At 71.8% G+C, this 24,686-nt stretch carries 21 protein-coding genes and 1 pseudogene; 14 read left to right on the forward strand and 8 right to left on the reverse strand.

Annotated features, from left to right (window positions below; genetic code table 11):
* A pseudogene (locus ACIQAC_RS39815) lies at positions 1–326 on the forward strand (coagulation factor 5/8 type domain-containing protein); the annotation flags it as partial.
* A 27-nt stretch (positions 327–353) separates the two neighbouring features.
* Here the strand turns inward: ACIQAC_RS39815 and ACIQAC_RS39820 are convergent.
* The 3 genes from ACIQAC_RS39820 to ACIQAC_RS39830 all read right to left on the reverse strand — a co-directional run bounded on the left by ACIQAC_RS39820 (position 354) and on the right by ACIQAC_RS39830 (position 4,134).
* Positions 354–2,312, reverse strand: a complete 1,959-nt coding sequence (locus ACIQAC_RS39820; RefSeq protein WP_402200481.1) for a glycoside hydrolase family 5 protein — start codon at positions 2,310–2,312, stop codon at positions 354–356.
* A gap of 185 nt (positions 2,313–2,497) precedes the next feature.
* Positions 2,498–3,160 (reverse strand): response regulator, encoded by a 663-nt coding sequence (locus tag ACIQAC_RS39825; RefSeq protein ID WP_402200483.1) that lies wholly within the window; start codon positions 3,158–3,160, stop codon positions 2,498–2,500.
* A complete protein-coding gene (locus tag ACIQAC_RS39830) occupies positions 3,157–4,134 on the reverse strand; it encodes a sensor histidine kinase (protein ID WP_402200484.1) in 978 nt (325 codons plus the stop codon). The genes ACIQAC_RS39825 and ACIQAC_RS39830 overlap by 4 nt, the downstream gene beginning before the upstream one ends.
* Positions 4,135–4,354: 220 nt before the next feature.
* On the opposite strand from ACIQAC_RS39830, the gene ACIQAC_RS39835 reads away from it, so the two are divergent.
* The 4 genes from ACIQAC_RS39835 to ACIQAC_RS39850 all read left to right on the forward strand — a co-directional run bounded on the left by ACIQAC_RS39835 (position 4,355) and on the right by ACIQAC_RS39850 (position 8,981).
* Entirely contained in the window at positions 4,355–4,840 is a 486-nt protein-coding gene (locus ACIQAC_RS39835; protein WP_402200486.1) for a cation:proton antiporter regulatory subunit, read from the forward strand.
* A gap of 4 nt (positions 4,841–4,844) precedes the next feature.
* Positions 4,845–6,080, forward strand: a complete 1,236-nt coding sequence (locus tag ACIQAC_RS39840) for a cation:proton antiporter (protein WP_402200488.1) — start codon at positions 4,845–4,847, stop codon at positions 6,078–6,080.
* Positions 6,081–6,455: 375 nt separating this feature from the next.
* Positions 6,456–7,811, forward strand: a complete 1,356-nt coding sequence (locus ACIQAC_RS39845; RefSeq protein WP_402200490.1) for a hypothetical protein — start codon at positions 6,456–6,458, stop codon at positions 7,809–7,811.
* A gap of 252 nt (positions 7,812–8,063) precedes the next feature.
* Positions 8,064–8,981, forward strand: coding sequence for a hypothetical protein (locus tag ACIQAC_RS39850; protein ID WP_402200492.1), 918 nt, complete (start codon positions 8,064–8,066; stop codon positions 8,979–8,981).
* A 9-nt stretch (positions 8,982–8,990) separates the two neighbouring features.
* Here ACIQAC_RS39850 and ACIQAC_RS39855 read toward each other — a convergent pair whose 3' ends face one another.
* Both ACIQAC_RS39855 and ACIQAC_RS39860 read right to left on the reverse strand, forming a co-directional pair.
* Complete coding sequence (locus ACIQAC_RS39855) at positions 8,991–12,734, reverse strand: XRE family transcriptional regulator (RefSeq protein ID WP_402200494.1); 3,744 nt, start codon at positions 12,732–12,734, stop codon at positions 8,991–8,993.
* Positions 12,735–12,853: 119 nt separating this feature from the next.
* The gene (locus tag ACIQAC_RS39860) at positions 12,854–13,276 is read right to left on the reverse strand and encodes a MazG nucleotide pyrophosphohydrolase domain-containing protein (protein ID WP_402200496.1); all 423 of its coding nucleotides are present in this window, start codon (positions 13,274–13,276) and stop codon (positions 12,854–12,856) included.
* A gap of 110 nt (positions 13,277–13,386) precedes the next feature.
* On the opposite strand from ACIQAC_RS39860, the gene ACIQAC_RS39865 reads away from it, so the two are divergent.
* Positions 13,387–14,385, forward strand: a complete 999-nt coding sequence (locus ACIQAC_RS39865; RefSeq protein WP_402200498.1) for a TAXI family TRAP transporter solute-binding subunit — start codon at positions 13,387–13,389, stop codon at positions 14,383–14,385.
* On the opposite strand, the gene ACIQAC_RS39870 is transcribed toward ACIQAC_RS39865, so the two are convergent.
* Both ACIQAC_RS39870 and ACIQAC_RS39875 read right to left on the reverse strand, forming a co-directional pair.
* Positions 14,364–15,788 carry an ATP-binding protein gene (locus tag ACIQAC_RS39870; RefSeq protein ID WP_402200499.1) on the reverse strand — a complete coding sequence of 475 codons (1,425 nt, stop codon included), beginning with the start codon at positions 15,786–15,788 and terminating at the stop codon, positions 14,364–14,366. The genes ACIQAC_RS39865 and ACIQAC_RS39870 overlap by 22 nt on opposite strands.
* A 9-nt stretch (positions 15,789–15,797) precedes the next feature.
* On the reverse strand, positions 15,798–16,499 hold the full coding sequence (locus ACIQAC_RS39875) for a response regulator transcription factor (RefSeq protein WP_402200501.1): 702 nt from the start codon (positions 16,497–16,499) through the stop codon (positions 15,798–15,800).
* Positions 16,500–16,806: 307 nt separating this feature from the next.
* Between ACIQAC_RS39875 and ACIQAC_RS39880 the strand changes: the two genes are divergently transcribed.
* The 8 genes from ACIQAC_RS39880 to ACIQAC_RS39915 all read left to right on the forward strand — a co-directional run bounded on the left by ACIQAC_RS39880 (position 16,807) and on the right by ACIQAC_RS39915 (position 23,651).
* Positions 16,807–17,583 carry an amino acid ABC transporter ATP-binding protein gene (locus ACIQAC_RS39880; protein WP_402200503.1) on the forward strand — a complete coding sequence of 259 codons (777 nt, stop codon included), beginning with the start codon at positions 16,807–16,809 and terminating at the stop codon, positions 17,581–17,583.
* 100 nt (positions 17,584–17,683) lie between these two features.
* Positions 17,684–18,529, forward strand: a complete 846-nt coding sequence (locus ACIQAC_RS39885; RefSeq protein ID WP_402200505.1) for a glutamate ABC transporter substrate-binding protein — start codon at positions 17,684–17,686, stop codon at positions 18,527–18,529.
* Positions 18,530–18,673: 144 nt separating this feature from the next.
* Positions 18,674–19,351, forward strand: a complete 678-nt coding sequence (locus tag ACIQAC_RS39890) for an amino acid ABC transporter permease (protein WP_402200506.1) — start codon at positions 18,674–18,676, stop codon at positions 19,349–19,351.
* Complete coding sequence (locus tag ACIQAC_RS39895) at positions 19,348–20,259, forward strand: amino acid ABC transporter permease (RefSeq protein ID WP_402200508.1); 912 nt, start codon at positions 19,348–19,350, stop codon at positions 20,257–20,259. Before ACIQAC_RS39890 ends, ACIQAC_RS39895 begins: the two co-directional genes overlap by 4 nt.
* 176 nt (positions 20,260–20,435) lie before the next feature.
* Positions 20,436–22,157 carry an FAD-dependent monooxygenase gene (locus ACIQAC_RS39900; protein ID WP_402200550.1) on the forward strand — a complete coding sequence of 574 codons (1,722 nt, stop codon included), beginning with the start codon at positions 20,436–20,438 and terminating at the stop codon, positions 22,155–22,157.
* Between the two features lie 306 nt (positions 22,158–22,463).
* A complete protein-coding gene (locus ACIQAC_RS39905) occupies positions 22,464–22,550 on the forward strand; it encodes a putative leader peptide (protein WP_402200552.1) in 87 nt (28 codons plus the stop codon).
* Between the two features lie 82 nt (positions 22,551–22,632).
* The gene (locus tag ACIQAC_RS39910; RefSeq protein ID WP_402200510.1) at positions 22,633–23,184 is read left to right on the forward strand and encodes a cysteine dioxygenase; all 552 of its coding nucleotides are present in this window, start codon (positions 22,633–22,635) and stop codon (positions 23,182–23,184) included.
* An 89-nt stretch (positions 23,185–23,273) separates the two neighbouring features.
* Entirely contained in the window at positions 23,274–23,651 is a 378-nt protein-coding gene (locus ACIQAC_RS39915; protein WP_402200554.1) for a rhodanese-like domain-containing protein, read from the forward strand.
* 150 nt (positions 23,652–23,801) lie between these two features.
* On the opposite strand, the gene recX is transcribed toward ACIQAC_RS39915, so the two are convergent.
* On the reverse strand, positions 23,802–24,686 hold the full coding sequence (gene recX / locus ACIQAC_RS39920) for a recombination regulator RecX (RefSeq protein ID WP_402200512.1): 885 nt from the start codon (positions 24,684–24,686) through the stop codon (positions 23,802–23,804).

Consider the following 24,686-nt stretch of genomic DNA (forward strand, 5'->3'; position numbering starts at 1 on the left):
ACTTCTACCAGAACGAGATGCCCTACGACCCGCCCAACCAGGCCTCCTGGATGAACGGCTCCACCCAGGGCTACGCCGCCTACAAGGTCGCCAACTCCGTCACCAGCCACCAGGTGTACGGGCTGGGCAGTTACTGCTACTTCAACGTCAATCCGGCGGTCGCCGCCGAGAACGCCATCGAGGCGCCGAACAATCCCAACGTCCGCTTCACCAGCATGGTGACCGTGTCGCTGGGCGGTGTCGGCACCATCCGTCATGTCGTGAACGGCAGCGGCGGACCGTCCAACTCCTCCACGAACGTGGCCAACCTGACCAGTTATCCGTAGGACGCGGGACGACCCGCCGCAGGTGACTCAGAGCTTGCGGCAGTAGAGCGCGTCCGGGGTCCGTGACGAGCCGACGCGGCCGGTGAAGGCGACCCCGGCCGCGTACTCGTCGTCGGCGCACTGGCCCTTGTAGCTGCCGTTCGCGAAGTCGCCGCCCCTGGGCGCCGGGCCCCGGTTGTCACCGCGGTCGAACCAGACCGTACGGCCGCTGCCGGCGAGCCGGCCGGACGGGGCCGCGGCGCACAGGGCGGAGGAGACGGCGGCCCCGCGCACGCCGTACCCGGTCATGAACGACCCCTCGGGGCACTGGAGTTTGGTGTACCCGGAGGCCCAGTCGCCGCGTACGTGCCGCTCGTCCCCGACCACCTCGTGGCCGCCGCCCGGCGCCCACAGTCCGCCGGCGGTCACGTCGGAGCAGAGCCCGCGGTTGCCGGTGTGCGCGAGTCCGACGAGCCGCTGACCGTCCGGGCACACCGCCTTGCGCGCACCGGAGTCGAAGTCCGGCAGCGCCCGCATCCGCCGGGACTGCACGAAGTCGCCGTGGTCGGGGCTGAGCATCGACCACTCGGTGACCGGCGCGACCTGGCCGGTCCGCCCCGGCGCCTGCACAAGCCGGCGCCACGCACCGGCCCGCCAGTCGTCACCGTCGTACACGCCCATCCGGTTGCCCGCCGCGTTCCAGTGCAGCAGGGCCCAGCCGTTGCCGGTGCGGTTCTCGTGCCGGCCGACGAGCGGCCAGTACGCGAAGTCGGCGTCGGTGCGGATCAGTTGGTCGACGAAGTTCTCGAACCAGGCCCGCTGCTTCGCACCCGTCTCCTCGCGGCCCCCGACACCGAACTCGCTGATCCAGACCGGTGCGGTGAAGTGCTGGTCCTGCTCGCCGGTGACGAAGAAGGCCTGGCGGTTCAGTACGTCGATCAGCTCGCCCGGCGAGAAGTCCCGGTACCGCGGGTCGGTGGTCTCGCCGGTCCCGGTCGCGCCGCTGTGGTTCGGGCCGGTGTAGTCGTAGAAGTGGGCCGCGTACACGAGTTTGCCGGAGTCGACGAGGGTGTGCGAGAGACGTCGTACGGGTTCCAGGGTGGGGCGTTCGTGGGCGAAGCCGTCGATGGGGATGCCGGTCCAGTTGATGCCCTCGACGACGATCAGCAGATCGGGGTTGGCCTCGGTGAGGATGCGGTCGCCGACGCGCTGGGAGGCGGCGAACCAGTCGTGGTTGTTCCCGAGGCCCCAGTTGGGGTCGTCCCAGATGTTGCGGCGGACCTCGTTGTAGAGGTCGGCGCCCACGACCCGCTTGTTCTCCTTGTAGCGGCGGGCCATGAACAGCCAGTCGTTCTCCCAGGTCTCGGCGGACTGGCTCGCGTTCCAGCGTTCGTTGCCGTCGACCCCGCAGCACCAACGGGTCGTGTTGGTGTGGTTGTTGAGGATCACGGCGAGTCCGGCGTCGGTGAGGGCGCCGACCACGGCGTCGTACACCTGGAGCGGTGTCCTGCCGCGCAGGGCCGGGTTGGCTGCGACGGCGTCGTCCGTGACGGGGACCGAGTCGCGGATCATCTCGTTCGAGAAGGGCAGCCGGACGCTGTTGATCCCGATCTCCCGGAACCCGGAGACGATCTCGCCCATGGGCGCGCGGTCCAGGCCGAGCGGGATCCGGCCGGAGTTCTCGCCGGCGTGGTGGTTGGCGTCGTCGGCCGTGCTGCCGGAGCCGTTCCAGGTGCCGCTCGCGCCGTGCCAGTTGCCGGAGCGGAGTCTGAAGCGGTCGCCGTTCGCGTCGACGATCCAGCGGCCGCGGGTGCTGAGGGGGGCGGTCCAGTCGGCGGCGGCCTCAGCCGGTGTCGGGGCCGGAGCGGGGGCGGGGGCGGTGGCCGGGGCGGGGGCCAGGGCGGGGGCCTGGGCGGGGGTCGGCCGCTCCGCGGAGGCCGCCGCGGGCACGGGGGCCGCGAGCAGGAGTACGGCGGCCAGAGTGGCCCTGACGAAGGATCCGCGCACGGTGACCGTCCTGGGGGATACGGTGTGACGTTGTCATGGCGGCGTCATGATGAGGGATGGGGCGACGCCGGTCCAGTCACCCGGGTGAGCGGTGCGGGCGGGCGAGGGGCGAGGTGGCGCGGTGAGCGGTGCGGGCGGGCGAGGGGCGGGGCGGCGCGGTGAGCGGTGCGGGCGGGCGGGGCGGCTCAGGGATCCACCAACCCGGCCCGGATCGCGTACCGCGTCAGCTCCAGGCGGTCCCGCATCCCCAGCTTCTGGAGCAGGTTGGCGCGGTGCCGTTCGACGGTCTTGGCGCTGATGAAGAGCAGTTCACCGATCTCCTTCGACGTGTGCCCCTCGGCGACCAGCTTGAGGATCTCCTCCTCGCGCTCGGTGATCGCCCGCGCGGGCAGCGCGTCGCCCCGCTGGAGGCGCTCCAGATACGACCGGACCAGCGCCCGCTCGGCCCCCGGGTACACAAACGGCTCGTCCCGTACGGCGGCCCGGCACGCCTCGACGAGATCCCGGTCGGCGACCGACTTCAGGACATAGCCGCAGGCCCCGGCCTTGAGCGCCTCGAAGAAGTACTGCTCGTTGTCGTACATGGTGAGGATGAGGATGGGCAGTCCCGGCAGCCGGCGCGACAGCTCGCGCGCCGCCTGTAGTCCGGTCATCCGGGGCATGGCGACGTCCAGCACGGCAAGGTCCACGTGCCCGGCGCGCGCCAGCTCCACCGCCTCGGCGCCGTCACCGGCCTCCGCGACCACGGTCAGATCGGGCTCGCCGTCCAGAATGAGCCGCACTCCCCGGCGTACGAGGGTGTGGTCGTCGGCGAGGAGGACGCGGGTCGCCTTCGGCGGGACCGTCATCGGACCGCCACCTCGACTCCTGACGCCCGGACGGGTACCCGTAGGCCCACCTCCGTGCCGTGTCCGCCGGGTCCGGAACCGAGGGTGAGATGGGCGCAGGCGAGGAGGGCGCGTTCGCGCATGCCGCTGATGCCGGCGCCCTCGGAGGCGGCGCCGATGCCGTGGCCGTTGTCCCGGACGAGCAGTTCGACGGCGCCCTCGCCGACGTCGGGGAGGGCGCGCAGACGGAGTTCGGCGCGGTCGGCGCCGGAGTGGCGGGCGGTGTTGGTGAGGGCCTCCTGGGCCACGCGGTAGAGGACGAGTTCCGTCTCGCCGGTGAGCCGTGGCAGGTCGGCGGCGGTGTCGAGGCGGACGGTGAGGCCGTGGGCGGTGAACTCCGCGGCGAGTGCGCGCAGGGCGCTGACGAGTCCGAGTTCGTCGAGGACACCGGGGCGCAGTCTGCGGGCGATCCGGCGGATCTCGTCGAGGCCGGCCCGGGTCGCGTCCTGGGCCTGGGCCACCTCGTCGCGCAGCTCACCGGGCACCCGGTCGGCGACCCGCCTGAGCTGGAGGAGGACCGCGGTGAGGGTCTGTCCGACCTCGTCGTGGAGTTCCCGGGCGACGCGGTGCCGCTCCCGTTCCTGTGCCGACAGCGCGCGGGCCGCGCTGCCCGCCCGCTCGGTCTCCAGCCGGTCGAGCATCGTGTTGTACGTCGTGATCAGCGCGGCCGTCTCCGCCGGTCCTGCGACCTCGGCGCGGGCGCCGGGGCGCAGCAGATCGGCGGTGGCCATCGAGCGGCCGAGGCGCTGGAGGGGCCGCAGCCCGACACGGAGGACGAGGGCGTTGCCGGTGAGCAGCACGGCGAGTCCGGCGAGCACCACGAGGGCCTCGCCGAGCAGGACGGGGGTGGAGACGGTGACCGGGCCCAGGAGGAGGGCGGTGGCCAGGACCAGGCCCACGGAGTTGAGCGAGAAGATCCGCCAGAACAGGGACACGCTCCGGACACGGCTCCTTCCGGTCGTGGGGGCGCTCGCCGGGCCGGACTTCGTGCCGGGGGGCCGGTGGTGAGGCGCCCGGCGCAGTCTCGCCGCTCGGCCGCGGTCGCGTATATCCGTCACAACACCCATGTCGCCACCGTATGCGGGAGTGAAAGCATGGCGGCGCCGCCCGAAATCCGATCAGTGATCGCCCAGCACGTACGAGGGAGAGAGAAACGTGTCCGCTCCACGCCTGAGGGCGACGCCGTTGCCGGGCATCGGGGTCCAGTACGACCTCATGACGCGCGAACAGCGCCATCTGTCGGTGGTGGCCCACCGCGACGGCGCCCGTACGGTGAGCGTGTACCGCTCCGACGACCCCGACTCCTGCGCCCAGTCGCTGCGGCTGACCAGCGCCGAGGCCGGTTCGCTGATCGACGCGCTGAAGCCGTCGCACCACAGCGCCAACCTGCTGTACACGACCGACCTCGGTCTGGTCGCCGAGCGCATCGAGGTGGCCGCCGCCTCGCACTGGAACGGCCGTGTGCTCGGTGACACCAGACTCCGTACCGAGACCGGCGCCTCCGTGGTGGCGGTGCTGCGCCGGGCCGAGGCCATTCCGTCGCCGACGCCGGACTTCCGGCTCGCGGGCGGCGACACCCTGATCGTCATCGGCACCCGCGAGGGTGTCGACGCGGCCGCGGCGATACTCGGGCGGGAGTGAACCCGTGCACTCCTCCGCGGTTCTGCTGATCGAGTTCGGTTCCATCATCCTGGGCCTCGGCCTGCTCGGCCGGATGGCCGCGCGGCTGAGTTTCTCGCCGATCCCGCTGTATCTGCTGGCGGGGCTGGCCTTCGGCGAGGGCGGGCTGCTGCCGCTCGGCGCGAGCGAGGAGTTCATCGCGATCGGCGCCGAGATCGGCGTCATCCTGCTGCTGCTCATGCTCGGCCTGGAGTACTCGGCGAGCGATCTGGTCTCCAACCTCAAGGCCCATTATCCGTCCGGCCTGGTCGACTTCGCCCTCAACGCGCTGCCCGGCGCGGCCGCCGCCCTGCTGCTCGGCTGGGGTCCGGTGGCCGCCGTGGTGCTGGCCGGTGTCACCTGGATCTCGTCCTCGGGTGTGATCGCCAAGGTCCTCGGCGACCTCGGCCGGATCGGCAACCGTGAGACGCCGGTCATCCTCAGCGTGCTGGTCCTGGAGGACCTGGCGATGGCGGTGTACCTGCCCATCGTTACCGCGGTGGTGGCCGGTGTGAGCCTCGCCGCGGGCAGCGTCACCCTGGCGATCGCGCTGGGTGTCGCCGGGCTCGTCCTGTTCGCGGCGCTGCGCTACGGCCGGGTGATCTCCCGGTTCGTCTCCAGCGACGACCCGGAGAAGCTGCTGCTCGTGGTGCTCGGCCTGACGATCCTGGTCGCCGGTGTGGCCCAGCAGTTGCAGGTGTCGGCGGCGGTGGGCGCGTTCCTGGTCGGCATAGCGCTGTCCGGTGAGGTGGCGGAGGGCGCGCACACGCTGCTGAGCCCGCTGCGGGACCTGTTCGCCGCCGTGTTCTTCGTGTTCTTCGGGCTGCACACCGACCCGGCGAGCATCCCGCCGGTCCTGCTGCCCGCCCTCGCGCTCGCCGCGGTCACCGCCGCCACGAAGATCGCCACCGGGTACTGGGCGGCCCGCCGCGCCGGTATCTCCGTCAAGGGGCGCTGGCGGACGGGCGGCGCGCTGGTGGCGCGCGGCGAGTTCTCCATCGTCATCGCGGGCCTCGCGGTGACCGCCGGCATCGAACCGTCACTGGGTCCACTGGCGACGGCGTACGTCCTCATCCTGGTCGTCGTCGGCCCGCTCACCGCGCGGTACACGGAACCCCTGGCCGCCCTCTGGACCCGGCGCCGCGCGGGCCGCCGCCAGGAGATGCGGGCGGAGGGGCGGGAGGAGGGGCATGAGCCGGCGCGGATGACCGTGGGGGACTGATCTGCGCTCGCCAGGCGGGCGCGCGACCCTCGCCAGGCGGGCGCGCGACCCTCGTCGGCTGGCGCGCGACCCTCCTCGACGGACGCCCGGCTCTCGTCCGTGGGCGCCCGACTCCCCGGCAGGCGCCCGGCGCCCACTCCAACTCCTGGGTGAGCCAGGTCACTTGAGGATGTGGGGGGAATGTGGAGCCGCCGCATGTCGCTCGTGGCATGCTCATGCGCGGTTACCGGCAAGTAGGAAGCATGGGCATGCCTCCCTGTGAGGCGCATGCCCGTGTCGTGACGTGCCGGTCGTTCCCGTCACCCCCCACCATCCCCTGGACTGACCTTGCGCAGACGCGTACGGCACTCGCGTGCCCTGATCCCCGTCGTGTCCGTGGCCGGCCTTCTGCTCGCCGCCGGCTGCTCCGCTCCCCCGCAGGCCGACCGTCCCCCGTCCGACCGCGCCACCGACGCCCGTACGGTCGAGACGACCGCCGCCGCCGACCGCTCCCTGACCGTCGCCGCCGCCCCGGCGGACACCCCGGCGGCCACCGCGAGCCCCGCCGGTTCCGGCAAGCCGGCCACCGCCCGCAGGACGTCCCTCAAGGTGGCGTCGTACGACAGCCGGACCCGGCGGGCCGTCATCGCCCCGAAGGACAAGGGCGGTTCGCCCGCGCCCGGCGCCGAGAGCCCGGCGCCGCCGCGGGGCACCGCCGTCGGTGACGTCATCGCCAGCGCCCCGGCGCCCGGCGCTCCCGAGGGCCTGCTCGCCCGGGTCACCGAGGTCGTCGGGCAGACCGACCGGGGCACCGAGGTCCAGACCGAGCCGGCCACGCTCAACGCCCTGCTCGGCGACGACACCGCGAAGGGTTCGGTGCCCGTCGACCCCGCCTCCTTCGACGTCGAGGAACTCCTCCCCGACGTCGATGTCTCCTGGTCGAGGACAGGTGACGTACACGTCGGCCCGGAGGGCGCCACGGTCCCGCTGGGCAGCCTGCGGCTCGACGTCACGGCGAAGCTGCCGAAGGCCGAGTCCGGCCCGGTGTCGGCGACGGCCTCGGTGTCCGGCTTTGTGCAGGTCGCCCCGCAGGTCGACTTCCGCTACGGCGGTGCGGGCACCGACTCCGCTCCCGACTCGGCGTATCTGGGCGTCTCCGGCGACTGGGACTCCGGCTGGGCCCTGAAGGGGCGCGCGGCGGTCACCCGGGCCCCGCTGCGGATCCCGTTCGCCACCCTGCACGCCGACCCGGTCCTCCAGGTCGGCCCGGTGCCCGTGGTGGTCAACCTCGACCTGAAGTGCTACCTGGAGATCAGCGGCGACGGCAGTGTCACCGTCGACATGGAACAGAGCCTCACGGGCGACTTCGAGGCGGGCGGCTCCTTCGGCCTGTCCGAGGGCTGGGAGCCGGTCAGCTCCGCCGAGATGACGAGCACGCCGGTCAAGTCGTCGGTCACGGCGGCCGGCAAGGTCAAGGCGGTCCTCGGCGCCGAGGCCGGTGTCGGCCTCTACGGCACTGTGGGCGTCCTCGCCGACCTGGCCCCGTATCTGCGCGGCGAGGCCTCGGTCGACACCTCCGGCGACCCGGCGGTCTGGGGCGTGTACGGCGGCGTGGACCTCAAGGGAACGCTCCGCCTCCAGCTGTCCGTCTTCGGTACGCCGATCATCCTGCACGACATCCCGCTGGGCACCCTGCACCGGGAGTGGAAGCTCGCGGGCAGCGAGACCGTCCAGGCCGGATCCGCAACGTAGTGCCGTCCGCCCGGAAGGGCGGGCGGCCACCTCTCCCCCTGCTGTGCCCGCGCGGTCAACGCGTGTACGGCCCGCTGCCGTTGTTCGGTATCCGTTTGTTCGGCGCCGGGCACCGAACCCGAACAACGCCCGGCGTGGTCAGCTTTGGCCAAGGGAGCCCTCGACCGGCTCACCGGAGCGCGACGCCACCGACCACGCGTCGCGGGGACACGTACACCCCGTCACCGGAACACCACGCTCAGGGGGAGACACATGCAGAACAACAAGAGCGCCCGCGCCACCAGATGGGCCGTCGCGACGACGGTCACCCTCGCGACACTGCTGACCGCGGCCCCGTCCGCGACGGCCCAACCGGCCGCCGTCGGCGGTGAGTCGGCGTCCGCCCCGCGGACGACGGTGGACGCGGCCGCGCTCGCCGCCGCCCCGCAGATCACCCGGGACGAGGTCGTCCTGCGGGCCCGGAGCTGGCTGCGGCCCACGGTGCCGTACGACCAGCACGCCACCCACACCAACGAGTACGGCACCTACCGCACCGACTGTTCGGGGTACGTGTCGATGGCCTGGGGGCTCCCGGGCCCCGGGCCCAACACGGTGGGCCTGCTGGACTTCAGCCACCCCATCGCCAAGGGCGATCTGAAGACCGGCGACATCCTGCTCGACGCCCAGGGCAACTCCAACACCCGCCACGTTGTGCTCTTCGACAAGTGGGCCGACGACGGGCAGTCCTCGTACTGGGGTTACGAGCAGTCCGGCGACGCCAACACGGTCTACCGCAAGATCCCGTACCCCTACTTCAGCACTCCGAGCCAGTTCAAGCCGTACCGCTACCACAACATCGTCGACGGCCGCCCGAGTGGGGCGTCGCTGTCGGGCGACAGCCGGTCCGAGCTGGTGTCCGTGCAGCCAAACGGCGACCTCAAGGCCTGGCGCAACGGGGCCGGCTTCGCCGAGATGCCCTGGAACGGTGACGCCGTCATCGGACGCGGCTTCACCAAGGACAACGTCAACTTCGCCGACCTCGACGGAGACGGCCGCGCCGAACTCGCCAGCGTCCAGGCCAACGGAGACCTGAAGGCCTGGCACAACGGTGGCGGCTTCGCCGAGATGCCGTGGAACGGTGACGTGGTCATCGGGCGCGGGTTCACGAAGGACAACGTGCGCTTCGCGTGACAGGGGCGGTCAGGGGCAGGGAAGTTGTTCGGTGGCTCCCGCATCCGAGCCGGCTCCCGCCTCGGAATCGGCCCCCGATTCCGAGGCGGACTCCTGCCGACGGTCGGACGCGTCGACGACACGGCATATGTAGCCGATGCGCCGGGCCTCGTCCATGTCCCAGATCCGCACGGTGCCGTCGGTGCTTCCCGTCAGGAGCCGGTCGTCCGCCGTGTGGACCACCGCCGACACCGCCTCGGTGTGGCCCGAGAGCAGCACTCTGATACCTGCGTCGGCACGGTCCCACACCCGGGCCGTGCCGTCGTTGCTCACCGTGGCGAGGGTGCGGCCGTCCGGGCTGAACGCCACGGACCGCACCGCTCCGGTGTGCCCGCTCAGCACCTTCGCCGCCCGGCGGGGCTTCATGTCCCACAGGCGCGCGGTGCCGTCGTTGCTGCCCGTGGCGAGGGTACGGCCGTCCGGGCTGAACGCCACGGACCGCACCGCCCCGGCATGGCCCTTCAGAACCGCCGTCGTGCGGCGGGCGCCCAGGTCCCACAGCCGTGCCGTGCCGTCGTCGCTCGCGGTGGCCAGGGACCGTCCGTCGGGGCTGAACGCCACGGCGTTGACGTAGTCGTCGTGTCCTTCCAGGGCCGCGATCCTGCTGCGGTCGGCCACGTTCCAGATCCTGAGCGTCGGATCGGCGCCCGCCGTGGCGAGCGTGCGGCCGTCCGCGCTGAAGGCCACGGCGTGGACGGCGCCGGTGTGCCTGGGCAGCACACCCGTGCGGCGGCGGGTCCGTACGTCCCAGAATCCGACCGTGCCGTCGCTGCCGCCCGTGACGAGGGTGCGGCCGTCCGGGCTGAACGCCATGGACCGTACGATCCCCGTGAGACCCGTCAGTGTCGCCGCGGGCCGGCGCTCGGCCGGGTCCCAGAGCTCGACCTCGGCGTTGTCCCCGGCGACGGCGAGGGTGCGGCCGTCGTGGCTGAGGGCCAGGGCGCCGACCTCGCGCAGCGGATGGCTGATCATCACCGACCGGTCCAGGTCCCACAGCACGGCGGTGCCGTCGAAGCCGGCGCTCGCCAGCATGTTCGCCCCCGAGCTGAACGCCACGTCCAGCACGTAGTCCGTGTGGCCGGGCAGCCGGGCGATCACCCTGCGGTCCGCCACGTCCCACAGCAGCACCACGCCCTCGCCCCCGGCGCTGGCCAGCATGGCACCGTCATGGCTGAAGGCCACGCTGTTGACCTGGTCCCGGTGGCCCCGCAGTTCGGCGAGCCTGCGGTGGTCGCCGCGGGTGTCCCAGAGGGCGACCGTGTGGTTCGCGTATCCGACGGCGAGCAGCTTGGAGTCGGGGCTGAACGCCACGTTGTTCACGGCGTCACTGCGGCCCCGCAGGACCACCGGGTCGGCGCGCGCGTCGTCGGCCTCCCACACCCGGACCGTCTGGTCGTCGCTGCCGGAGGCCAGCCGTGTGCCCGTGGGGTCGAAGGCGAGGCTGGTCACGGCGTCCTCGTGCCCGGAGAGAACACGGACGGTCCGGCCGGTGCCGGCATCGCGGAGGGTCACCCGGCGGTCCCATCCCCCGTGCGCCAGCGTCCTGCCGTCCGGGCTGAACGCGAGACCGCGCGCACTGCCGGAGAAGGAGGTCACGGTGCGCCGCCGGTCCACGTCCCACACCCGGACCCGCTCGTCCGCGGTGCCGACCGCGAGCCGCTTGCCGTCGGGGCTGAAGGCGAGGGTGAGGACGATCCCGCGGTGTCCCTCCAGCGTCGCGACCACCCGTCGCCGGCCAACGTCCCAGATCCGGACCGTACGGTCCGAGCTGCCCGTCGCCACCTGCTCGCCGCCCGGCCGGAAGGCGACCGCGTTCACCGGATCCCCGTGGCCCGCCAGCCGTCCGTCGAAGAACTCGGCCTGGGTGCTCAGCAGCGCGCTGCGCGCCTCGACCGTACGAGCCGTGCCGAACGCCCGCGCGGCCAACGCCATCGACGCCTCGGGCTGGCCCTCCGCCATGACGGACGACTGGGCCGCCATGGCCCGGGAGAGGGCCACGCGCCGCTCGTCCAGCGCGGCCGACCGCTGGTCGAGCGCGACGACACCCGCGGTGACGGCAACCGCCAGCAACACCACCAGAGTCACCAGAAGCCGGCGCTGGATGCGCGCCTGCCGCTGCGCCGCCGCCTCCTCGGCCGCCCGCGCGGCCAGGCCCGCCCGCAGGAACGCGCGCTCACCCGTGGACAGGACGCGCTGCGAGAGCCCGGCGGCCAGCGTCAGCCGCGTGCCGCGGTACAGCGCGCCGGAGTCACGGCCGAGCCGCTGCCACTCCTGGGCGGCGTCGCTGAGCTGCTGTTGGGTGCGCAGCGCCTCCCGGTCCTCGGCCAGCCACTGGTGCAGCCGGGGCCAGCAGCGGATCAGCGCCTCGTGGGCCAGCTCGACCCGGTCCCGGTCGAGCGTCAGCAGCCGGGCGCGGGCGGCCCCGTCCAGCATGACGCCGAGATCCTCGCAGTTGGTGCCGGTCAGCCCCTCCAGGTCCTCGACACCGGCGGGCCGGCGGGTGTCCTCCGTGCCGTCGCCCAGCGCCGTGAGCCGCAGGAACACCTGCCGGGCCAGCTCTTTCTGGGAGTCCGCCAGGCCCTGGTAGAAGGCCTCCGCCGTCCGCGCGAGTGAGCCCTCAAGTCCGCCGGTCGCCTGGAACGCCTCCAGTGTCAGGGCGTTGCCGCGCCGTCGCCGCCAGGTCTCCAGCAACGCGTGCGACAGCAGCGGCAGCACGCCGACCTGTCCGTGGGCCTGCGTGGTCAGCGTGGCCAGGAGCGCGCCCTGCACGGTGAGTCCGGCGCGCCCGGCCGGTCCCGCCACCGCCTGCCGCAGCTCCTCCAGGCTCATCGGCCCGACGGGCACCTGCGCGTCCCGCATCGCCTCGGCCAGCCGCGCGTGGCCGGTGCAGTGGGCGTAGAAGTCGGCGCGGACCCCGAGCACCACCCGGCAGGTGCTGCCCTCGGCCGTCGCGGCGGTCACGAGCGCGGTGATGAAGCGGTTCCGCTCGGCCTCGTCCTTGCAGAGGGTGAAGACCTCCTCGAACTGGTCGACGACGAGGACGACTTCACGGCCGTTGTGCTCGGGGCGGGCGGAGATCTGCCGGACGACGCGTCCCAGGTTCTGCGCGTCGGCGGCGAGTTCGGTCCGTAACGCGCCCGGTGTCACCCCGGCCTGCGCGCCGAGCCGTATCGCGCACTCCTCCAGCGGCTGCGCCCCGGGGGTGAACACCACCACGGCGGCCTCCTCGTCCAGCGCGGGGACCAGCCCGGCGCGCAGCAGGGACGACTTGCCCGACCCGGACGCCCCGAGCACCGCGACGAACCGCTGCCTGCCCAGCCGTTCGGTCAGCTCGGCGACAAGCTGCTCGCGGCCGAAGAACCAGTCGGCGTCCCGGGCCTGGAACGCCGCCAGCCCCACGTACGGCGGCCGCCCCTCGTTCTCGGTGGTCTCCGGCTCGGCGGCCTCGCCCAGCTGTAACGCGAGTTCTCGCCAGGTCCGCTCCCACTCCGCCACGTCGCCGCCGCAGGCGCGCACGTACGCCAGGGTCACCGCAAGGGTCGGCAGGCGCTGTCCGGACGCGGCGCTGGACAGGGTCGAGATCGAGTAGTGCGCGCGCTCGGCCAGCCTCCGGTACGGCGGGTTGCCCGCGTTCTGCCGCAGCTTGCGCAGTTCGACGGCGAACCGCACCAGCGGTCCGTCGCCCGACTCCAGTGGCCGCTCTCCACGTGGCACGCCATCTCCCCCGTTGGCCGAAAAACGTCGTACCGTCACCGACCTCCCACAGTCAGTGAGGCAGGTGTTCGAGAATAGTGCGCTGTTCTCCGTCGGCTCCAGTTGTCCACAGGCCGTGGTCAGGGCCTGTTCTCACCCGCCGCCGAGGCCGCCTTCCAGCCCTGGCGGCGCAGCACCGCAGACACGTCCGGAGCCTCGTAGTGCTCCCCCTTGAGCACCTTGCCGTCCGCGCGGCGGGCGACCTGGCCGTCGGGGCCCAGCTTGGTCATGTTGGAGCGGTGGATCTCGGCGAGTACCGCGTCCAAGTCGATGCCGTGCACCAGCGCGGTGCCGTAGGCGACGTAGACGACGTCCGCCAGTTCGTGCGCGAGCCGGTCGAGCGGGCCCTCGACGGCCACCTCGGCGACCTCGGCGGCCTCCTCGGCGAGCAGTTCGCCCCGGTGGGCGGCCAGCTCCGGGGAGATCTCACCGGGGGCGCTGCGGGCGTCCAGCCCGAAGACGCGGTGGAATTCACGGACCAGATCGGCGGGCGAGGTACTCATGCCGCGACTGTAACGGCCGCCACTGACAACGCCCCGGGCCCGGCCGCCGAACGTCTCGTTGTGATTCCGGCCCTGGTCACCGGCGCGTCCCGGCTGGCAGGATCGCCCGCATGTCCCGAGTGCTCCCCCGGATCGGCCGCCGCCGCGCCCTACAGGGCGCGACCGCCGGCGCCGTCGTCCTGGGGCTGCTGCTGTGGTGGCTGCTCCCGCTGGGCGAGGACCCACCGCGCGGGACGATCACTTTCAGTACGGGCACACCGCGCGGTGTCTACCAGGAGTACGGCGAGCTGCTGCGGTCCGAGCTGGACCGGGACATGCCGGACCTGAAGATCGAGCTCCAGACCAGCGACGGTTCGCAGCAGAACGTCGCGCGCGTGGCGGCCGGTACGGCGGACTTCGCCATCGCGGCGGCCGACGCGGTGGAGACGTACAAGCTGGACGGCGGTCCCGGCGCCGACCGGCTGCGCGGTGTGGCGCGCCTGTACGACGACTACACGCACATCGTCGTCCCGCGTTCCTCGGGCATCTCCACCATCTCGGCGCTGCGCGGCAAGCGGGTGGCCGTCGGTCCGCCGCGGTCCGGGGTGCGGCTGATCGCCGACCGGGTGCTGGAGGCCGCCGGCATCGATCCGCGCAACGACATCACCCCGCTGTCCGACGGCATCGACTCGGCCCCCGACCGGCTGGAGCGGGGCGAGATCGACGCGTTCTTCTGGTCCGGCGGGCTGCCGACGGACGGGCTGACCGAGCTGGCCGACACCTTCAGCTTCAAGTTCCTGCCGCTCGACGCCGGGTTCGTGGCCCGGCTGCACAACAAGGACGAGGGCACGCACTACTACCGCGCCACCAACATGCCGGAGTCGGCGTACCCGTCGATCCAGCACGGCAGCACGGTGCCCACCATGGCGGTCTCCAACGTGCTGATCACCCGCAAGGACATGGATCCCCGGCTCACCGAGTGGCTCACCCGCACCGTGATCAAGAGCCGCGACGGCATCGGCGCGCACGTCCACTCCGCCCAGCTGGTCGACCTGCGCACGGCGATCTACACGGACCCGCTGGCGCTGCACGAGGGCGCCCGCCGCTACTACCGGTCCGTGAAGCCGTAGTCGTCCGTCCGGGCCCCGGGGCCGCTGCGCGGCACCCGCACCGTCACCCGCAGCCCGTGCGGGGCGTGGTGGTCGTACGTGATCGAGCCGCCGCCCGCGGCCAGCAGGGCCCGGGAGATGGACAGGCCAAGACCGGAGCCCTTGATGTTCTGGTGGCGGCCGCTGCGCCAGAAGCGGTCGCCGACGCGGGTGAGTTCCTCGTCGGTGAGGCCGGGGCCGCGGTCGGCGACGGCGATGGTCGAGGTCTCGCCATTGGGGGCGACGGTCACCGTGACGGTCTCGTCGGCCGGGGTGAACTTCACCGCGTTGTCGATCACCGCGTCCAGGGCGCTGGACAGGGCGATCGGATCGACCCAGGCGGTGGTGGGCGGGCAGTCCCCGGTGAGCCGTACCCCCTTGGCGTCGGCGGTCGGCGACCAGGCCGCGACCCGCTCCGCGGTGAGCGCGCCGATGTCGGTCAGCCGCAGGTCGGCCTCCGCGTGCTCGGCGAGCGCCAGGTCGAGCAGATCGTCGAGGACCTGGGCGAGCCGCTTGCCCTCGGCCTGGACCGACGCGATCTCCTCGTGGGCCTCGGGCACGGTGAGGCCGAGCAGCTCCATCCGCAGCAGCAGCGCGGCGAGCGGGTTGCGCAGCTGGTGCGAGGCGTCGGCGACGAAGGCGCGCTGCTGCTCCAGGACGTCCTCGACGTTGTCCGCCATCTCGTTGAACGACCGGGCCAGGCGCCGCAGTTCCGGCGGCCCGCCCGCCACCGCGACCCGGGACTTCAGCCGTCCGGTGGCGATGTCGTGGGTGGTGGCGTCGAGAATCCGTACGGGTCTGAGCACCCAGCCGGTGAGCCGCAGCGCGGCACCGACCGCGACCAGCATCGCGGCCACCAGTCCGGCGGCGATGACCAGCCAGGACTCCAGGATCCGGGAGCGCAGTTGCCCGGTCGGCGAGTCCGTGACGACGACCGCGACGACATCGCCGTCCCGGATCACCGGCGAGGCGACGACGAGCCGCTCGCGCTGCCACGGCCACACCTGCTCGGGATCGTCGCTGCGCCGGCTGAGCAGCGCCTCGTCGAAGGCGTCGCGCACCTCGCCCTCGTCGGGCAGGAACCAGTCGCCGGGCGCGTGCGCCATGGGCGCGTCGCTGCGGTAGAAGACGCCGACGCGAATGCCGTAGACCTTGTGGTAGCTGGTGAGTTCGCTGCTGAGTGTCTCCTGGCGTTCGTCCAGGACGGTGGACGAGGAGGGCGTCACGAACTGGGCGACGGCCGCGAAGAACGCCGTGTCGTCGATCCGGTCGACGACCACCTTCTGCTGCTCGGCGGAGGCCGTGCTGACGGCGAGCGGCACGCCGAGTGCCAGCAGTACGGCCGCCATCAGGACGATGAGCAGCGGCAGAAGCCTGGTGCGCACACGTACCCGCTAGGCGGCCGGGGCGACGAGCCGGTAGCCGACGCCGCGTACGGTCTCGATCAGCGCCGGCATCCGCAGCTTCGCGCGGAGCGAGGCGACGTGCACCTCCAGGGTGCGCCCGGTCCCCTCCCAGCTGGTCCGCCACACCTCGCTGATGATCTGCTCCCGGCGGAAGACCACACCGGGGCGCTGGGCGAGCAGGGCGAGCAGATCGAACTCCTTGCGGGTCAGCTGGACGACCGAGCCCTCCACGGTGACCTGCCGCGTGGGCAGCTCGATCCGCATGGGCCCCAGGAGCAGGGCGCCCTCGCCGCCGGCGCCGGCGTCCTCCGCGACGGTGCGGCGGCTCACGGCGTGGATACGGGCGAGCAGTTCACCGGTGTCGTACGGCTTCACGACGTAGTCGTCGGCGCCGAGGTTGAGGCCGTGGATGCGGGAGCGGACGTCGGACCGCGCGGTCACCATGATCACCGGGATGCTGGTGCGTTTTCGGATCTTGCCGCAGACCTCGTAGCCGTCCTGGTCGGGCAGGCCGAGGTCGAGCAGGACCACACCGAAGTTGGCGACCTCGGAACCGCCGCCCTCCGGGACGAGGGCCTGGAGGGCCTCCTCGCCGTTGCGCGCGTGGGTGACGTCGAAACCGTGCCGGGCGAGGACCGCGGACAGCGCGGCGGCGACGTGGTTGTCGTCCTCGACTAGGAGCAGTCTCATCCCGGCCTCCTCCGGTTCATCGTGCGTACGGTCTCTAAGGTTAGAAAGATCAACGACTGGACGTCACTTGCTGCGCACGCGCGCGTGCACCAAGGCAGTCACGCCGATGGACGCCGACCCCGTCAAGGGGGTTCCACCCGTGTGCGCCTTCCGTTACCCGGCCGATACGCGCCCAGGTCTGCCCTGCTACGACCCGTGTCGGTCCGCTATCGGATCGTGATACTCAAATTCGCCTCAGATGTAATGACGCTGGTCGCGTAGGGTAGCTACTGTCCTCCGAAACCGAGGAGGACGGAGCCAGTAAGCGATGACCGAAGTATCGGTGGCCAAGGAAGATGTGGCCGCGACAGGCGAGCTGGTCGTCCTGAAGAGCGTCAACAAGCACTTCGGCGCGTTGCACGTGCTCCAGGACATTGATCTGACGATCGCCCGCGGCGAGGTCGTCGTGGTCATCGGGCCCTCCGGGTCCGGTAAGTCCACCCTGTGCCGCACCATCAACCGTCTGGAGACCATCGACTCGGGCGATATCGCGATCGACGGCAAGCCGCTGCCCCAGGAGGGCAAGGAGCTGGCCCGACTGCGAGCCGATGTCGGCATGGTGTTCCAGTCCTTCAATCTCTTCGCGCACAAGACCGTGCTCGAGAACGTGATGCTCGGCCAGATCAAGGTCCGCAAGGCCGACAAGAAGGCAGCCGAGGAGAACGCGCGGGCCCTGCTCGACCGGGTGGGCGTCGCCAACCAGGCCGACAAGTACCCGGCCCAGCTCTCCGGCGGCCAGCAGCAGCGCGTCGCCATCGCGCGGGCGCTCGCCATGGGTCCGAAGGTCATGCTGTTCGACGAGCCGACCTCGGCCCTCGACCCGGAGATGATCAACGAGGTCCTGGAGGTCATGCAGCAGCTGGCCCGCGACGGGATGACGATGATCGTCGTGACCCACGAGATGGGTTTCGCACGATCGGCCGCAAACCGCGTGGTGTTCATGGCGGACGGCCGGATCGTCGAAGAGGCTGCGCCCGACCAGTTCTTCAGCAACCCCCGCAGCGACCGCGCCAGGGACTTCCTGTCGAAGATCCTGCACCACTGACGAGCGGTTCCTGCACCACACGACGAGCGCTCGCCGCCCCGGCGACGAGCCGCGCCACCCGCAACGACGGCACCTCCTCTTCACACGAAGGATGTTCACCATGAAGCTCCGCAAGGTCACCGCAGCGGCAGCGGCCGCGCTCGTCCTCTCCCTGACCGCGACGGCCTGTGGCGGCGACGACAGCAGCAACGAGAGCGACTCCGGCTCCAGCGGCGGCAGCAGCATCAAGATCGGCATCAAGTACGACCAGCCCGGCCTGGGCCTGAAGGAGCCGAACGGCGACTTCTCCGGCTTCGACGTGGACGTCGCGACGTACGTGGCGAAGGAACTCGGCTACGAGCCGGACCAGATCGAGTTCGTCGAGACGAAGAGCGCGGACCGCGAGAACGCGCTGGCCCGTGGCGACGTGAAGTTCATCGCCGCGACGTACTCCATCACGCCGGAGCGCCAGGAGAAGGTCGACTTCGCCGGCCCGTACCTGCTGGCCCACCAGGACCTGCTGGTGAAGGCGGACTCGGACATCACCGAGGCGACGGACCTGAACGACAAGAAGCTCTGTTCCGTCACCGGCTCCACCTCCGCGCAGAACGTGAAGGACGACTTCGCTCCGGACGCGCAGCTGAAGGAGAACGGCACCTACTCGGAGTGCATCGCCGCTCTCCAGAGTGGCGCGGTCGACGCCCTGACCACCGACGACTCGATCCTCGCGGGCTTCGCCGCGCAGGAGCAGTACCAGGGTCAGTTCAAGCTCGCCGGCCTGAAGCTGAGCAACGAGAACTACGGCATCGGCGTCAAGAAGGGCGACACCGCGACCGTCGACAAGATCAACGCCGCGCTGGAGAAGATGGAGAGCGACGGCGCCTGGGACAAGGCCGTCAAGGACAACTTCGGCCCGGCCAACTACAAGAACGAGCCCGCGCCGAAGATCGGCGACATCGTCTCGTAACAGCCGGGTGCCCGCCCGACGGGCCTCCGCACACGCGGATCCGCAGCAACGCGGGTTTCTCAGGCGTGCCGCCGTACGACGCGAACACGGCGGCGGCGCGCCCCATCCGCCACGTACGTCACACACCCGGAAGCGCGGGAGATCGTGTTCGATTTTCTTTCTGACTATGACGACCCGAGCCTGTTGGGCGCTTTCTGGGTCACGGTGCAGCTCACCGTCTTCTCCGGGATCGGCTCCCTGATCTGGGGCACGCTGCTGGCGGCCATGCGGGTCAGCCCGGTTCCGTTGATGCGCGGGTTCGGCACCGCCTACGTGAACATCGTCCGGAACATCCCTCTGACGGTCATTATCGTCTTCACCTCGCTCGGTCTCGCCGACATCTTCGGCGTGACGATGGGGGCGCCGGACGACTTCGAACTCCAGGGCTTCCGGCTGGCGGTACTCGGCCTGGTCGCCTACACCGCGGCCTTCGTCTGCGAGGCGCTGCGTTCCGGCATCAACACCGTGCCGGTGGGACAGGCAGAGGCGGCGCGCGCCCTCGGGCTCAGCTTCATCCAGGTCCTCTCCCTGATCGTGCTGCCCCAGGCGTTCCGCTCGGTCATCGGCCCGCTGGCCAACGTACTGATCGCGCTCACCAAGAACACCACGGTGGCCGCCACGATCGGCGTGGCCGAAGCCGCACTGCTGATGAAGGAAATGATCGAGAACGAGGCGCAGACGCTGCTCATCGGCGCGGTCTTCGCCTTCGGTTTCGTGGTACTGACCCTGCCCACCGGCCTCTTCCTCGGCTGGCTGAGCAAGCGACTGGCGGTGAAGCGATGACCTCCGTTCTCTACGACGCCCCCGGCCCCAGGGCCAAGCGGCGCAACATCATCTTCTCGGTGGTCTTCTTCGCCGTACTCGCCCTGGTGCTGTGGTGGGTCTGGCGTGTGATGGACGACAAGGGCCAGCTGGAATGGGCCCTGTGGAAGCCCTTCACCCAGTCCGAGGCCTGGACGACCTACCTGCTTCCCGGCCTCGCCGACACCATGAAGGCCGCGGCGCTGGCGATGGTCATCGCGCTGCCACTGGGTGCGTTCTTCGGTATCGCCCGTCTGTCCGACCACCGTTGGGTGCGGATCCCGGCCGGCGCGGTCGTCGAGTTCTTCCGGTCCATCCCGGTCCTGCTGCTGATCCTGTTCGCGAACGAGTTCTTCGCCCGCTCCACGGGCGTCAGCAGCGAGGAGCGGCCGCTGTACGCGGTCGTCACCGGCCTGGTGCTGTACAACGCGTCCGTCCTCGCCGAGATCGTCCGTGCGGGCATCCTGTCCCTGCCCAAGGGGCAGACGGAGGCCGCCCAGGCGATCGGTCTGCGCAAGAGCCAGACCATGCGGACCATCCTGCTCCCGCAAGCCGTCACGGCGATGCTGCCGGCCATCGTGAGCCAGCTGGTCGTCATCGTGAAGGACACCGCGCTCGGCGGCGTGATGATCGGGTTCACCGACCTGCTGAACACACGCGGCACGCTCGCGGCCAACTACGCGAACGTCATCCCCAGCTTCATCGTCGTCGCGATCATCTACATCATCGTGAACTTCATCCTCACCAGCTTCGCGAGCTGGCTGGAGAAGCGGCTGCGGCGCAGCAAGCGGAGCACGGGGGCGGTGCTCGGGGCCGGGAAGGTGGACGACCTCAACGCGGCCGAGGTCGGCGGTTCCTTCGGCTCGGGCTCCAACAGCGGCGGCCTCTGATGATCCGTCAATAACCCACAGCGAAACGGGGGCAGTGGCATGATCGCCACTGCCCCTTGTCACTTGACGCAAGCACCGGCAATAGGTTGCATACGTTCTGTGATCGTGCACCCTGCTCCAACCTTGTGTTCACATATGTCCCTGGGGACACCGCCGTGCGCAGGGGGCGCCGCGCCGTGGACCCGGTGATCATCGTCGGAGCGGGGCCCGTAGGGCTCACGCTCGCCCTGGCGCTGGCGCGTCAGGAGGTGCCGTGCGTCGTCCTCGACGAGGGCCCCGGCAAGGACGAACCCCGCCTCGCCCGCACGGTTGTGCTCCGCGAGGACACCACCGCCCTCATGGAACGCCTCACCGGCCGCCCCCTCGCCGACACCGGCACCCACTGGGCCGGATGGCGGTCGATGCGGCGCAGACAGGTGATGCGCGAGATCACGTTCTACGACGATGACCACGGCGTCCCCGACGAGGCCGACGGCGCCGATGTCGTCGAGTCCGGCGGCCCCGCCCCCCTGCACATCGCCCAGCACGTACTGACCGGCGCCCTGCGCGCCGCCCTCGCGGGCGAGCGGCTGGTCAAGGTCGCCACCGACAGCCGCCTCGACACCGTCGAGCAGGAGCCCTCGGGCGTCACCGCGCACACCCGCGGCCCCAACTCCACCTGGTGGCGGGGCAGTTACCTGGTCGGCTGCGACGGCCCCCGCTCGACGGTGCGCAAACTCCAGGACATCCGCTTCCCGGGCCGTACGGCGGTCGAACGCCACGCCGTCGCCGCTCTGCGCACCGAACTCCCCTGGCCCGACCATGCGTTGCTGCACCGGCTGCCGCCGTGGCGGACGACGGGCCCCTCCGGCGGCGAGGTGACCGGCCGCCCGCTGCCGGACGGCGTCTGGCGCCTGGACTGGCTGCTGCCGCCCGGCAAGGACCTCGTCACACCCGAGCTCCTCGTGGCCCGCGTCCGGGAGACCCTGGCGGGCTGGACCAACGGCTCGACACCGCCGTACGAGCTCCTGGACACCGGTGTCCATACCGTCCACCACCGGCTCGCGCGGCGCTGGCGCGTCGGTCGGGTCTTCCTCGCGGGAGACGCCGCGCATCTGCTCGGCGCGTTCGGCACACAGGGGCTGGACGAGAGCCTCCGGGACGCCGACAACCTCGCCTGGAAACTGGCCCTCGCCTGGCACCACGGGCCGCACGAGGCGCTGCTGGACAGCTACCAGACCGAGCGGCGCGCGGTCGTCGCCGCCCGGCTGCGCGCCGCCGACCAGACCCTGCCGCTGCTGCGCGGCGGCGGAGGCCTGCGCGGCTACGTACCCGGCGCCGCCCGCGGCCACGACCTGCTGCTCACCGACGGCCACCTGGGGCGCGGACCGCTGGGCGCGCCGGGCTCGTACGCCGGGTCACCGCTCGCGCCCCGGCACCTCGAGGGCGAGGTGCCGGTGGACACCCCGCCCGGATCGCCGGTCGTCGACGTACGGGTGACCGCGGAGGACGGCTCCTTCGTGCGGCTGCGGGACCGGCTCGGCCGGGGCGCGCTCCTGGTGCTGCTGATCGCGCCGGGCACGGGTGTGTGGGAGCGGCGACACTGGGTGACCGCCGGGATCATGCCCCGGCTGGCCGCCGCGGTGACGGCCCTCCCCCATCCCGCCGAGCTGCTGGTCGCCGAGGACTACCCGGGCGCCGGCGCCCACACCGTCCTCCTGATCCGCCCCGACGGCCACCTGGTCACGGCCCTGAACGGCGTCCGCCCGGCCGACCTGTACACCGCGGCCGAGGCGACCCTCGGAGGGCCGCCCGGAGACCCCGGGAGCGCGGGCGCGGAGGGCACCGGGACGGGATCGGGCGCGAAGGCCGGAGCGGGCACGGAGGCGGAAGCGGGGGCCTCGGCCGGGTCCCGCTGACGGATGGACGGCCGGGGAGGCGAGGAGTGGACGGCGGAGGTGGTGACGGGGGGGGACGGCGGAGGTGGTGACCGGGGAGGACGGCAGCGGTGGTGAGGAGTGGACGGCGGAGGTGGTGAGCGGTGGAGGCGCGGTAGGTGAGGGGTGGAGGCGCGGTAGTGAGGGGCTGGAAACACCACCTGCCGATCACCACCCCAGCCCCTCCCGCCACCCCCAACTCCCCCTCCCCACCCCCGAACTGCTCCGTACTGTCCGCATCGTGAGTGCGAGTTGACCGATCTGTAGCAGCGTGGTGTACTCCGGAACATGACTGACACTTGCGTGCACCTGTGGCGGAGGGTCCATATGGACCTGGTCCGCTACATGGGCTGCGTGTGTCGCCCGTCCTGCTGATTTCGCATTCCCTCTCTCCCGAGCGCGCCCGCCTCCGAGCCCGTCGCGCGCTCTCCGCGAACGCTCATCAGGACGGTGCCCGTTGTCTGTCTCCCCTTCTCCCGCCACCGCACGTACCGCCGCCGCCGCTCCCGCCCCCGCGGGTCCGACGCAGGCGGACCTCCTGGACTTCGTACGGCGCACCGCCGCCGACACCGAGCTGATCGCCTCGCTGCCCCTCGACCCCGAGGGCCGCACCTGGGTGCGGCTCGAAGGCCCGGGCGGCAGTGAGGCCTGGCTCATCGGCTGGCCGCCCGGTTCGGGTACCGGCTGGCACGACCACGCCGACTCGGTCGGCGCCTTCCTCACCGCGCAGGGCGAGTTGAGGGAGTTCTCGCTCGCCGCGCGCCTGCCCACCGACGGCTGGAAGACCCTGGAGCTGTCGGAGGAGGTGGACCGCGAACGACGACTGCCCGCCGGGCGCGGCCGCGCCTTCGGCCACCACCACGTCCACGAGGTGCTCAACGAGTCCGACGAGCACCACGCCATCTCCGTCCACGCCTACTACCCGCCGCTGCCGCGCATCCGCCGCTACAGCCGCACGGGCCAGGTACTGCGCCTGGAGCAGGTCGAGCGGCCGGAGGACTGGCAGTGACCGCCGGCACCGCGAACGGCGACGCGAACGCCTCCGGCGGGAGCACTGAAGCCGGAGCCGGAGCTGCGAGCAGCGCGCGCTCCGTCGGGATAGACGAGCTGCTGGAACGGGTCCGCTCCGGCTACGAGCGGATCGAACCCCGCGAGGCCTTCGACGCCGCCCAGTCCGACCAGGCGCTGCTCGTCGACATCCGCTACGCCGCCCTGCGCGACCAGGACGGTGTGATCCCCGGCGCCGTGATCGTCGAACGCAACGAGCTGGAATGGCGTCTGGACCCGTACGGCAGCCACCGTCTCCCCGAGGCCGTCGGCCATGACCTGCGGGTTGTGGTGATCTGCAACGAGGGCTACGCGTCCAGCCTCGCCGCCGAGTCCCTGCACCGCCTGGGGCTGTACCGGGCCACGGACCTGGTGGGTGGCTTCCAGGCCTGGAGGGCCGCCGGGCTGCCGGTGCAAGCACCCTCGTAGCACCGGACCGCGGCTCTTCACCGGGCCCTGAACGCGATCAACGCCCCCGCGCGCCCACCGTGTCCAGGGCCTGCCGGTGGACCGACCCCCCGGTCCGGTCCACCAACGCTCACCACGCATAACCCCCGTGACGCCTCGTCAGTACCCCCGTCAGTACCCCTCGTCCCCCAGGAAGTCCGTCTCCTCACCCTCTTCCTCCAGCGCCTGCCGGACGACTCTCAGCGCCAGGCCCTCGGAATAGCCCTTGCGGGCGAGCATCCCGGCGAGGCGGCGTAGTCGCTTGTCCCGGTCGAGGCCGCGGGTGGCGCGCAGCTTGCGGGCGACCAGCTCACGCGCGGTCACTTCTTCCTGATCGGAGTCGAGTTGGGAGACCGCCGCCTCGATGAGTGTGGAGTCGACCCCTTTGGTCCGCAGTTCCTGGGCGAGCGCGCGACGGGCCAGCCCACGACCGTGGTGCCGGGACTCCACCCAGGCGTCGGCGAACGCCCCGTCGTTGATCAGCCCGACCTCCTCGAACCGCGACAGCACCTCCTCCGCGACCTCGTCGGGGATCTCCCGCTTGCGCAGGGCGTCGGCGAGTTGCTTGCGGGTCCGCGGGGTCCCGGTGAGCAGGCGCAGGCAGATCGCCCGAGCCCGCTCAACCGGGTCCCCTGAAGACTCCTCCTTCTCGGCCCTCGACGAGGAGAAGGCGCCTTCGTCCACTCCGGACGGCTCCGCGGAACCACGCCGACGGCGCCCACGCCCCGCACGTGAGCCACCCTCGCCACGCGGCCTCCGGTCGCCCCCGAGACGACCGCCGCCCGCACCACGATCCCCACCACCAACGCCACTGCCACCGTCGCCGTACACGGCCCCGTCCGCGTACGTGCCGGGCGCCGCGCCCGTGCCGGCCCCGGCGCCTCTGTAAGACCCACCGTCCGGCCGGCCGTCGCCGTCCCCGGCGAAGCCCCCGTCGCCCCCTGTTCCCGGCTCGCGCGGAGTGCCCGGGCGGGCGTAGTACTCGGCGTACTCCGCCCAGTCGGTTCGCCGTGTCAC

It is taken from the genome of Streptomyces sp. NPDC088387 (genome assembly GCF_044753385.1).
Classification (GTDB): domain Bacteria; phylum Actinomycetota; class Actinomycetes; order Streptomycetales; family Streptomycetaceae; genus Streptomyces.